This is a genomic window from Neolewinella persica DSM 23188 (genome assembly GCF_000373105.1).
In the GTDB taxonomy this organism is placed as follows: domain Bacteria; phylum Bacteroidota; class Bacteroidia; order Chitinophagales; family Saprospiraceae; genus Neolewinella; species Neolewinella persica.
The window spans coordinates 117,115-130,247 of record NZ_KB890426.1 but is presented as its reverse complement, the minus strand read 5'-3'; the positions used below and the strand labels follow the sequence as shown (position 1 = coordinate 130,247).

Annotated in this window: 2 protein-coding genes; both read right to left on the bottom strand. The window is 50.2% G+C overall.

Features of this window, described 5'->3' with window-relative positions:
* Positions 1–3,455, bottom strand: a 3,455-nt coding sequence (locus B036_RS0110755; RefSeq protein ID WP_026231874.1) for a malectin domain-containing carbohydrate-binding protein, incomplete at its 3' end; no start/stop codon positions are given.
* 100 nt (positions 3,456–3,555) lie between these two features.
* Positions 3,556–12,465 (bottom strand): malectin domain-containing carbohydrate-binding protein, encoded by an 8,910-nt coding sequence (locus tag B036_RS0110750; protein WP_020568721.1) that lies wholly within the window; start codon positions 12,463–12,465, stop codon positions 3,556–3,558.
* Positions 12,466–13,133 lie beyond the last annotated feature (668 nt).

Genomic DNA, 13,133 nt, shown 5'->3' with positions numbered 1-13,133 from the left:
GCCGTGATGGTGGCCGGTAAGCCCGGCAGGTTATCCAGGCTGAATTCTCCGTCGCCATTATTAGTCAGCGTAATGGCGGAGACGGTTAGGTCACCGGTACCATCATTAGTAATGGTGACCGTTTCGGGTGCACTGCTGGTATTTTCGTCCACACCACCGAAGTCGATGGAGGTTGGAGCTACCGTAATTTCAGGGGAAGGCGGTGGCGTGATCTCACAAATTTCAAATCCTTTGACTGCAGGATTTTCGATAACATCGTGCAAAAATTCTACGTCTAAGGTAGCATCCGTAGCAATGTAGGTATAAGACAAAATAAATGCTCCTTTCGGTCCCGCTGTACCGTATGGATCGATATCGTCAAATACAGGGGGGACTACTCCCTCTACGGAAACATCAAATACCCGTTGCCCTGCACTAGTAACTCCGGAAAAAGCTTCCCCGAAGAGTAATTTTACTTCAATTTCTGCTCCTATTGATACGGGAAACTGATACAACATTTCAGCCGGATTAGCCGGATTAGCTGTAGCAGGTGGATCATAGCGCTCTTTTACAAACAAAGCTTCAGGATACCCGGGAGGAATAGAAGGATGGCTCATATTCACCGCTCCTGAGATATTTGAAGTATAGGTTTTATCTCCTCCACCGTTATTGACATAATAGGGCGAAGCATCGGCTCCGGTACCTTCATCCTGCCCCCAATCAGGGCCGGCATCAGTGGAAGTCAATAATGGCCCGCCCGCGTTGACGCGATACAAGACATTCTCACAGGGTACGTAAATCAGCCAGTCGAAAGTTACTTCTACGGGTAAGTTGATGCCATCATCTGCAGAAATGATCACCGTGTAAGGACCAGCGGCTGCCGCGCCAGCGGCGATGGTGCCGGATATCTCATTGCTACCGTTGAAGGTTAATCCCGCTGGCAGGCCACTAACGCTTATCGTTGGCGTACCATTATCCGTAACCGTGATGGGTAAGGTGATGACATCGTCTTCGAAATGTCGTTGCTCACCGGGGTTAGTAATCACGGGCGGATTATCTGAACCTTCACCGGAAAGGGATATCGTTACTGTTCCTTCGCTGGGGTCATTACTTACGATATTAATGGTTGCTGTTGCAGCCCCTAAATTTACCGGGGTAAAATCTACCTCAAAGTCGACGGAGGAACCAGCCGGTATGGCAGCCGGTAATCCCGGCAGGTTTGATAGCGCAAACTCAGCATCACCGTTATTTATGAGATTTATCTCGCTCACCGATAAATCACTACCACCGCTATTTGAAATGGTGATCATCGTCGGTGCGCTACCTACGTTTACCTCTACTACTCCAAAGTCTACCGATAACGGGTCAACCGTAATGTCTTGTGGACCCGCAACAGCAATGGGAAAATTGGCACTACTGACATCCAGTCCGTCAAATGCCAATACCGTAGCGGTATAGTCACCAACATCATCAGGGTCCGTCGTTACCCAGTCAAAATCAACTGAATTTCCGTTTTGGACAAAAGTATAATCTGCCGGATCTACTACCGAATTGTCACTGTCTTTGATTACCTGAATTTGAAACCCAGTAACACCTACTTCATCCGTAGCGCTAATGGTAGCACTGGCAGTTTGACCAGCCGTAATGGATACATTGGGAATTGCTGCAATCACAGGAGCTTGGTTGGCCACACCCGGTTCCCGGATACATAAAGCACTTAACTTAGCATTATCTACTACCGTAACGACGTTGATATTGATCTCGTTGTCAGTGACGGAAACTAGAAATGATTTCACGATTCCGGTCGCCGGAGCAAAGGCCCCACCGCTTGCCGGGTTGATCGCATCAAAATCATCAAGGACAAGGTTCCCTTCAACAGCTACGTCAAATACCCGTTCGCCCGGTAGAGCCGCACCGCCACCGAGGACCCCCTGGAATATTTCTGCGAAATAAAGATCGACCACGTAATCGCCGTTCGGAACAGTGAAATCCACGGAATAATCTCCGTAGCGCTCGGTCCGAAAGAGTTCATCATCCAGGGTGTTGGTAAAATCGACTCCGTCAAGGGTCATGATCTGGTTGCTTCCGGTAGGGTAAACCGTCCCCCCGCTGGCTCCGTTGTCCGCCTGGAAAACGGTGCCACCCTGGGCGGTGTAGGCTCCTCCACCTACATTGACATAGATTGGCGAGAAGGGGATGGGCTCGAAACTTACCGCAATGGTTGCGTCCGCAATAATGTTAACAAATTCATAGCTGTTGACCGCTCCGACAGAACTTCCATCCACCAATACGTCGGCCACCTGAAATCCCGGATCGGGCGTGAAAGTAAAGAGCTGATTGGTCCCTTCATTAACCACCACAGCCGTAGCGGGATCGATAGCACCATTTGCTCCGGCCGTCGGAGTCAGCGTATACGTGTTGACACTGGAGGCAACGAAGCTGACCGAAATGGTTGCATCGGCCATGACATTTGTAAAAGTATATTCATCATTAGTAAGGGTAACGGGTGACCCATCGACCAGGACTTCTTCTATTTCATAACCCCCATCCGGGGTAAACGTATAAGTTTGATCAGCGCCTTCCTCCAGGACGAGCTGACCGCTGGGTGCAATCGTTCCGTTTGTTCCTGCACTGGCGTCAAGGGTATAGGCATTGGTAAATTCAAAATCGCGAATGTTGATACCGCCAGCACCTTGAAAGTCAAAACGCATGGTTTGCAGACCTGCATTGGAGAAGGAAACCTGGGTGGTAATAGGAGGGGTATAAGTCTGCCAGGGATTGGTGCCGGGGGGCTTTGTTTTTGCGACGGTACCGATTTGAGAAAAACCGCCTCCGCCGTCCTCTTCCATTATATTCACATTAAAAGTCCCATTATTCCCCTTTCCGGCAAAAACTTCTAACAAGTACAGTTGCCCGGGTACGGGAACATCAATGAGATACTCTACGAATTCGCCATCAGTTATCCATCCAATATTTTTTGCAGCAGGTGGAGGTTCGATGGCTACCGTAAAACCTGCACCTGGGCTTCCACCATACCAAGGCAATGGACTAGCAAAGGTCCGGGCCAGAATATTACCAGGGATGGCCTGGGCCACATTCACACTAAAATAATCTACTACTGTATTCTGACCATCATCAGCGGTTACTTTGACCAGATAAGAACGGCCGGAACCGGTGGGTGTCGGCCAGCTGAAGGTGTAGGTGTCAACGTTTTGCGTAATCGAATAGTCACCAGAAGATATGACCGTACTCGGTGTAATGGGATTATTGGTTGATCCAACCGGTTCGCTTTTATCATAAAGCACGAAGGTCACCGTGGCGCTGTTGCCATCTTCAGTTACGGTGACGTCAGCCGTCGCCGTGGTACCCTCCAGTACGTTGACGTCGTCAGGCGTGGTGATGGCCAGTTGGCTCAAGCCCACTTGAAAATACAAGAGAGTGGTAAAAACGCTTAGTAGTACTTGCCGGAAGTTCATAGTTCTTGTGTTTGAATTAGGTGGGCTGAGATAAATCTGAAATTGGTTTCAGGAGCACGGATAGAAAACACCGATACTCCTGAAAACCAATTACTTAAAACTATTCTACAATAATCCGCTTGATAAGCTCCTCTTGTCCGCTGGTAATCCTGAGCGTATAGATGCCGGGGGTAAAGCGGTTCATTTCGAACACTTCGAGTAGCTCCTCGCCACTTCGTGTTCTACTTAAAACCATTTGCCCGATTACATTATAAATATTGAAATCTACGTTGGCCGGATCAGCCGCACGAGTTACTTTAACCGTGACGTTGTCCCTGGTCGGAACCGGGAATAGCTCGGCCTCCATCGGCAAATCCTGTACAGTTAAAATGTTGACATTCGCATCCTTGGTCGCTTGTAGCACATTGGTGCCAAAGTTGGTCACCAGGTTAGCTGCTTCGCTCCTTGGATTAAACGCGATACTAGCCTGACCCACTTTTTTGGCCCGGAAAGTAATGCGTGCCAATTCGAAAGTTCCGGTGGGAAAGGCATCGAAAGTTCCCCGGACCAGATCGATCGTTCCGTTCTCGGGATCAATACCTCCCGCAATTGGTACGGGAAGTACATCGCTATAGGAAATTTCAATTATTTCAAGCAGCGCTTTGTCGTAATTCAAATGCGCTTCCACCGCATCAATCAACTGCTCGCCGGCATGGACCATCAATTTCACCTGAAGAAGTTCATCCTGCAGTAACTCGTTTTGTATCGGTACCAGTGCTAAGTCAACACCGTTCTTAAATTCAGGATACGATGGAGCTTTACGATCACGCGTCTCTACCTCGCCTTTGTTCGCTAAATTGGAAACCTGCTCCCCAGCGACATTAAAGTTAGAAGCCAGGATAGAAAAGTCTAATGCAGTTACCTGACCGTCGCCGTTGAAATCGGCCAGACCGTTATATCCTGGACTCCCTTCCGCAAGATTGAAGGTGCCAGCCAGTATTGAAAAGTCAAGTGCTGATACTGCATTATTGCCATTTGCATCTCCCCCTCTTAATTGACCAACATCCAAGGTGTTATTCCCTTCGAGCAAAGTGACAGATTCTACGGCCTGTAAGTATGTGGGGGCTCTCACCGCCACTTCGTAATCGCCCGGCACCATTCCCGTCACCGTAGCTAAACCAGTCGAAGTACCCGTTCCAGTTGGCGTAAAAGTATACGTAGGATTCAGTTCTCCCGCTTCCCAAAATTCTACGGTGAGATCGATGCCCGGGTTATTATTACGCCCTTGTAGAGTATAAGAAATATCCAAAGAAGCATCTACCGTGGCATTCGGGTCATATTCCAGCACGATCACATTAGAAGCCACACTGTTCTCTCCCCCCGGGCTGGTAACTACCGCGATGAAGTGATTCAACCCACCATCCGGAGTATTGTTACCACCCGCAGTTTGCAGCAGGGTTACCGGTATGCTTACGTCACCGGAAGCATTCAATACATCCGAGTATAAAACTTTAGTCATGGCTTCATTGGCCTCGAAAGGATCAATATCGTAGCCGATAGTCGGATTACCCGGATCTATGTATAGCCGGCCATCTACCTGCAATAAAGTCACGGTACCGTTTGAGGGGCCACCAACAATATTGATGGTTTGACTGGCATCGCTGACCAACTGGTTGACAATCGAACCGCCAACATTGATACCTGGCGGATTGAGATCGTTAGCCGTTTGATTGACAACAGCATCAGATCCACCGGCACTGCCTTCGTCGAACAAGCTGGTAGTCAGCACGGCGCCGTTGGCAAATTGAATCGTAACGGTAGACCCGATCATTTCAAAACCGGAAATGGAACCTGCGTTACCGGCGGTTAGATCTCCCTTGATGGTGGTAGGATCCATATCAACTCCAAAGGCGAAGAGTTCGCCCGGATTGAAATCAGTAAAATCAAGGGTGAGTTCGTCGTAACCTTCGTCGTTATCCACACCGTTATGCGGTTGAGCGAATACGCTTTCACAATCAGCAGCATCCGGGCCGCCGTCGGCTGGTACAGTGATACCCACGTCACCCACGGAAGCAGTGCCTTCGGTCAAACATTTGGCCGCATTATCACCTGCGGTGCCGACCGGATCGAAGACTACGTCCATCATAAAGCCAGTAGCCGTATTGATGGTCACGTTGACGATATCAACGTCACCGGTATTCTCGATCTGGAAAGAATTATTACCAAAGGTGGAGGAACCTAGTCCTCCTCCCGAATTCACCTTTACGGTCGCCTCCGGATTACTACCCAGATTTTCTGAGACCGTCCAGACGAAATTCACGTCCGTGCTCAGTGGAGGTACACAGCCGTCACTAACACTTACGGTTACGTTGTAAGGGCTGCCGTCTGCAGCGCCAGCAACGCCTCCTGTGCTGCGTGCCGATTCTGGCAAGGAAAGGCTTTGCGGATTGCCGCTGTAATCAGTCTTCGCCAAGACCATCCGGTCAATGGCATGGGAGGAAGACCGCGCCGATACCAAGATGTTATAGACACCGGGTGCATCAAATCTGGCATAGATCTGATGAGCGTCATTATCGCTCGTATTCGAAACCCAACTCCAGTTGTTAGCTCCACTGGAGTATACCTTGAACCAACCTGCCGCTCCGGCGCCTTCGGGCGCACCTCCGGAACAATCATTTTCGGCTGCATTCAAGCCCTTGGGACAAACAATACTACCGCCGCCTTGCTGTCCGTAAAAAGCATCTGCTTCAATTTTTAGCCAGGTGTCATTGTGTTCGGTAGTATTCGTTCCGTTACCCACTTGATTTCGCCACTGGAATTTATATACTCCTGGTGTCGTAATTTCTACCGGATAAGTCAACAAGCCATTACCTGGGTTTCCGAGAGATTGCCCCCCCTGCCAGATGAGGAAATCGCCGCCGGTAGCCCCGGCCGGATTATTGACGTTCGGAGAGAAGGTCGTACTGTAAGTGGACGCATCCTCCCAGGAACCAGGTAGGGTCTCAACTGACTCCATTTCAATCACAACAATCCCACCACTTTCAATAAATGCACCAGCAGTACCGCTACCCGAGCCGGCATCAAGGGTTCCCGAAATCAATCCGGTATTCGTATCGATAGTCAAGCTAGGCGGCAGGCCGGTAGCGGTATAAGTCAGTCCCGTACAGGGATCGATATCGCTGGCCGTAACCTGAAGTGAGATATTATCCTCTTCGAAGTTAAATTGATTCGGGACTACGTCGACAACCGGAGCGGTGTTAACCGGTGGGCTGCCACCACCCAGGATCTCGATCCCTTTAATGGCTGGGTTGTTGACGCTTCCTTTGAGGAAATTAATGTCTAACACGCCATCAGTTACCGTGACCGAGAAAGTTTCTACAGCGGCTACGTTGTTACCGTAGGAGGCGAAAAGATCCAGATCATCCAGTACCAACGCACCTTCAATTTCTACGTCAAAGATCCGTGCATCATTGGCCGTGAAGAAGGATTCAGCCAGTAGGAGGTTGACAGTATAATCACCATTGTCCACCGGGAAGGCCCAGTTCATATTGTTTGGGTTAGCTACGGTGCTGTAACGCTCCGTCAGGAACAAGGCATCCGGGTAGCCGGTGGTATTGGTCAGCGTGGTATTAGCGGGCGGGCCGTAGGTGAGATCTGCCGCCGGAGCGGTCAAATCAATGTACTGAGAAGGCGTACCGTTAGCAGCCGTTCCATTAGCAGTCCCGCTACCGGTGGTAGCCTGATCTACTGACCAGTCCGTGGGATCGACGTCATTGGTGGCAGTAAGTGGTCCACCTGCATTTACCCGATACAGGACAGTCCCGGGAACTAGAACAGCACTGTTCAAGGTAATACTCGCAGTACTGGCCTCGCCATAGTCTATTACCAAAGTAGCTGTTTTACCGCCTTCAGTACCATTAAATCCTACCGTGAGGTCCAAACTGGCACCTGGGGAGACCAAAGCAAAATCAATGGGCGTATCCAGGGAGAACATGGCTGCATCCTGGCCGGTAATCACTGCGTTAGTAATGATAATTCCGGTATTGCCTCCTGCAGAGGCTGCTGTAATAATGGAAGTACTGTTCGCGTTGATCTCTACGCTGGCAGGTGTCTGGAGTTGGCTTGCCGTCAGCGGCGTACCGGAGGGGTTATCCGTACCATAAAACTCCATATTTTTCATCTTCCCACCACCACCTTTGGTGTTGGAGCCCGCTGCTACGTGAATACCGTTACCAGAAACAATGGCCTGCGTGCCGTGGCGTTCGGTAAGTAAAGGCGCTTGAGTCGTCCAGGTATCAGTATTGGGGTTGTAGGATTCGGTAGCGGTAACGGCATCATCGATGATGTTACCCTGCAGATCCATTCCAATCTCACCTCCGATCACGTATAATTCATCCTGAAATACCGCTACCGAGGCGGCGGCGCGTGGTGTTGGTAAATCAGCTGCCGAGCTTGGCGACAACCAGCTACCAGTATTAAAATCGAACACATCTACCTCTGGAATCAAGGGCTCAAATACACTGCCTCCGTTAACAGGGCCAGACTCCCGGCCACCGGCAACGTATAATTTATCTCCAACCACCGCGGCGTGAAAATGATCACGGGCGCGTGGTGCATCTGCCAATGGCGTCCAAATGCCAGTGGCAGGATCGAACTCATCGAACCAGGGAATATAACCACCGTTATGTCCAATGGTATTACCAGCGATGACGTAAAATTTATCATTGTAAACTACCAGGCCAGCTGATCCTCGTTTACGGGAAGCCGGAATCTCCGGTCCCTGTACCCATTCATCGGTGGCTGGATTATAGGACCAAATGAAATCGGCTGGAGTTTCATTTGGGAACCCATTATCTTTGAAAGCACCAATGACCCAGATCAATCCCTGGTACTCGACGGCCTGGAAATGATTAAATGACGCAGGAGCAGAGTTGGATATTTGACTCCAGGCTTTATTTTGATAATCGTAAACATCCAGCGTAGTCGGGTTTTCCCGACCGCCAAACAAGTAGAAATTATCGCCAGCCTGCACGAACGAACATTCGTGACGGGCAGTGTAATTTTCAACATCGGTCTGGTCGTTCCACGTGACATTACCAACCGGTGCAGTGACCGTCCAGGTGAAGTTGGCGACGGCATCGGTACTTCCTGTTTTAGAAACCGTAACGACAGAGCTGTACGGACTACCAACAGCAGCACCAGCAGTAATATCCCCAAAGATCAGTCCCGTCGTTGGCTCGATTTGTAAACCCGGAGGCAGGTTCTGAGCAGTAAACCCAAAGTTTGCATTAGGATCTCCACCAGAAGGTATCACAGCCAGAGTAATAGCCTGGTCTCCTGCCACGTTGGTTTGATCAGGAATAGACACGACAATCGGTGGTATGACCTGCCCGCCAGCGGCCAGAATTTCAATACCGTTAAACACTGGATTTTCAACAACGTGTCCAAACGAGAGATTGAGGGTTCCATCAACAAGGGTTACCGCATATTCTTTCATACCTCCGGTCTTGTGACCGTAAGTATCCACCAAATCCAGGTTGTCTTCCACCAGTTGCCCTTCAAGGAAAATGTCAAATACTCGGTCCCCGACTTGGTTGGTACCGTTAAAGCCGTTAGCCATGTATACCCGAACCAGATAATTACCGTTAGGCAGCCCAAAGGTCCATTCCATTTCGGGGGCCTCATCTATATCGTATCGTTCACCCACGAAAATATCTTGCGGCACGTAAGCGGGCAAGGAAGCATCCCGCCCCGTGGAACTCTGCGCGGAAACCGAGCTGACATTCAGATTATAAGTGAGGCCATTAAAAGAACCGGATTTAGCACCGGCGCCGGTCAGTCCAATCCAATCGGGATTTGGCGCATCGGTTGCAGCAATAGTAGCTCCGTTGGCCCTGATGCGTAGGACGGGCACCGGTTCATCATTCACGTTGACGGTAAAGGTCTGCTCAACAAACTGGCTGCTGTTGTCAGTAGCTCGTACGGCGATAGTGCCCGTTTCTTCCGTTGCGGGGAAGGACAGGGTCAGGGTATTGCCGCTGATGACTGCACCGATAGCGCCGTTGGTGTTACTTTCGACGGTGTAAGTCAGGTTTCCGTCACCTGCGTCATCACCAAAGTAATCATCCAGGTTGATGTCTTGATCCGGATCATTAATCAGCGCTTCCACATCCGGAAGCTGTGCTTCTACGAAAGGCAGGGTACTTTCCACATTCAGGTAGTCCCAGGTACCCTCTATTTCATCGCCAGAGGTGTTAGAGGAACCAATCAGACCTACCGCCAATGGCGCACTCGTCTGAATGGCCGTTAATACGGCGCCCTGAGCGGCAATGGTGCCCAGGGTCTCCAGAATACCACCATCTTTTCTGTACTGTAGGGTAACAACTCCCGTGACGGCATTCACGCTAAAGAGAAGTTCGATGTTGCTGTTAGGGCGAGCGCCGGCGGCCAGGTTGAGCGTTACCGGTACCTGGGGAACGTCATTGATCTCCTGTCGGGCTACAAGCCCGTTTTGCGTAAGCACGAATTTGAGGTAGTTACTTTGTGTGCCGTCGCCAATGAAAAAGCCTATTTCTCCGCCGGTTGGGGACTGACTATCGTACAGTTGTAAGTCTGATGTAAAATTCAGCATCCGACCGGATACGGTAAAGGAGCCAATACTCTGGTCTACCTTGACGCCATACTGAAAAGCTTTATCCTGGTTATTGGCCGTGCCTAACGCCGTGCCAGACGTCATCTGCATGGTCATGGCACCAACGGCACCGCCAAGAATATCGTTGGTATTGGCGTCGGTGGGGTCGAAGCGACGGTCCAGCCAGTTGGTCCAGTTCGGCCCTGCGTCACCGTTATTCATCATCCCCGTGAAGCCCAGTCCCAAATAGCCAAGAAGCTCCGGATTATCAGAGAATAGTTCATTGAAGACAGGCAGGTCAAACGCATCATCGCTGCTGCCGAGGACCCCGAATTGAAAGGGATCATTGGTATCCGGGATACCGTCTCCGTCATCGTCCGGATCATTGAGGTCAGAAACTAGTGTTCCTCCTAGCGCCTTGTCAAAATCGTTGGGTTGGTTACCCGGATTACAAATCACCTCTTCGTCGGTCTCGGGTAATCCTGACTCGGTTAGTTGTTTACTTTGGATTTCGTCTTCGTTGGTATAGCCGTCGGAATCATTATCTGCAGTGTCCGAATAGCCGACATCACCGGGAAGGATGCAATCAATAATGACCAGGTCATTTGGCTCCAACACTTTAATTGAGCTGTTGAACGGAGCCACCCAGATCGTTCCCGGGAAGGGGTCCGAATCACCATTACAGGTAATGCCAAGGCAATTACCCCCCAGGTTGGACTGCCAGGTACTGGTCAGCTGATCCAGGCTGCCGTCGGCGTTTAATTGTACGCGACGTAAGACACCGCCGTTCTTTCCCGCGATGAGGTCACCCTGCATGGCACCGCCGAAGTTAGAGGCAGTGTATTCGTCGATACCGTTGGTGTTGGTACCCCAGGTAGTGACGAGCAAATCGTTTTGCCCGTCCGGATTGTTGATGCCGGGGCCTCGCCAGTCTCCCTCGATCGGGTTGGCCATACTTACCGGCACCGGCGGCCAGTTGGCAGGTAAAGCAATATTCGGGTCATCCGTAAAGCCTGGACCAGGATTACTGGGGTCGTAAATCAGTGTCCGGAATACGGCAGTAGCCGGATTATAATTGTTGACTTCGGGATTGGTAAATAAACCCGCTCCCGCCGGGTTGGCCCGAATCGGAGTAGGGTGACCACCGTAAAAGTCTCCAAAATTATAGTTATCGATAGATACCGCATTGCCAAAACCACCGTTGGTCGTGCTGTTAACCCGGTTAATCGTGGCGAGGTGCAGATGGTCGGCATTATTAACCGATTCGCCGTCAGCGGTCGGATGCTGACCGGTACTACCGATCTCATTCCCATTGCCATCAATGTTGTAGTTGTTAGTGACGGTACCATCGGTCCCTTCATTTTCCGGCAAACCGCCCCAGCCGCCGTTGGCACCGTTATCGGTGACGTATACCCGACCATTTTGGGTCAGTACCAGGTCATAGGTATTCCGGTAGCCCGAAGAAAAGATCTGCACCGGTCCGCCCGGGACGATCATGGCCTGGTTGAGGCCGTCGTTGCCACCAAAGGGATCGTTAAGGTCAATGCCATCATAGCCAGCAACGTCCGGATCAATAATACCATTGACGTTGGCTCTGGTGGGATCATCTAAAGTTGGAATATCATAGATATATTTCCGGCCGGAGGAATTGTCAGTCAGGATCGGCAAAGCCTCTATTTGTGTGAGGTTGATAGAAAGCACGGCCGCAGAGAGGGCGTATTCCGTCGTCCAGGCAAAGTTATCGGAAGGGCCACCGGAATTAGCGTGCCCACCAGAACAAACAATAAGGTAGTCTTCCCCATTCACGGTGGCAAACTCCAGGCCGTTAGTAGCGTGGTTCTCTTCCGAGCGTGACAATCCCCGTACGATATCCACCGCATCCCAGGAACTACCGTTCCAACTCAGGCGGGTGATCATCCCGGAATTAGTGTCCAGGCCCTGATCTCCGCTGGGACCCCCGATCCGCGAATCACTGGAGGTTACGTAAATCACCGGATTGGTGTCAGTACCGGCTACGGTCAGACCAGTAGCCTGACGGCTGGCACCTGCCGCACTACCATCGTCATTGTGATTGGGAATGGTACTGACCGAGGAGATGTTTTCAGACCCGATCACTACGTAATCGTCCACCCCATTTCGCTGGATTGTGTAGATGTCTACCTCACCAAGGCGGCTCAATACGTACAGGCGATCGTCCGGGCCGAACATCAGCGAAGTAGCACTGCTCACTCCGTTGTTACCGTTGAAGTCGAGGTCACTGGTACTGAAAACCTGCCCGTGCAAGTCATTAAGCCCGAAACATAAGGACAGGCAAAAAAGTACCAGGGTTATTAACCGGGAAATATTACGGGACAACAGGACCGTGCGAGCGGCCTGGTTCCAGGGCAAAAATGAGTTCATTATTATTGTGTTGTTCAAAGTCTAAAAAAAAACGAATAGGAGGCTAATCTCCAGCACTAACTACGAGCGCTGAAAACCAATTATTAAGCAACCTTCCATTTTACCCGAATGAAAAACAGGTAGAAAATGAAAAGAATTCTTGCTATTGGGCAGACGGGCGACGCCTCCGGAATTAATGTCTAACTGCTGGTTACCACTTGGCACAACCATCTCCGAAGGGATACAGGTCACCAGGTTGCAGCTGAAAAAGCTACTGCTGATCCGGTAACCTAAGGGTTGAAGCCGCTGGTGGAATTACCCTCGTCGTCGTAATGATTAGGAATGTTTCTATTACATTCAATATGTTCTTCAGAGCTGACAACTACACGATCATTCCATCCATTCTAATGAATGGAAGTAATATCGATAGTACCATTAAAAGCTCAGAACAGAAATTCAGTCTACAGGACTGAATATTAGGGATGTAAAATTGAAAAGCAATCCATACCACTGGATTTAAGAATACTTCATCCAAACATTTACCCTTATAAGCTAAGGGCAACAAATAGGAGGCACCCTAGGAATGCACCTAGGAATGAGGCCAAGTTGGAGCTCGAAAAAAGCCTGACTGTGTGAATAAGTAAAGTGTGTTCATAACTGTTTGCGTTTAGGTTGTTCACTATCTAACT

Excerpts from the sequence above, each read along its gene's own strand:
- B036_RS0110750 (WP_020568721.1), bottom strand. The coding sequence starts at position 12,465 with ATGAACTCATTTTTGCCCTGGAACCAGGCCGCTCGCACGGTCCTGTTG.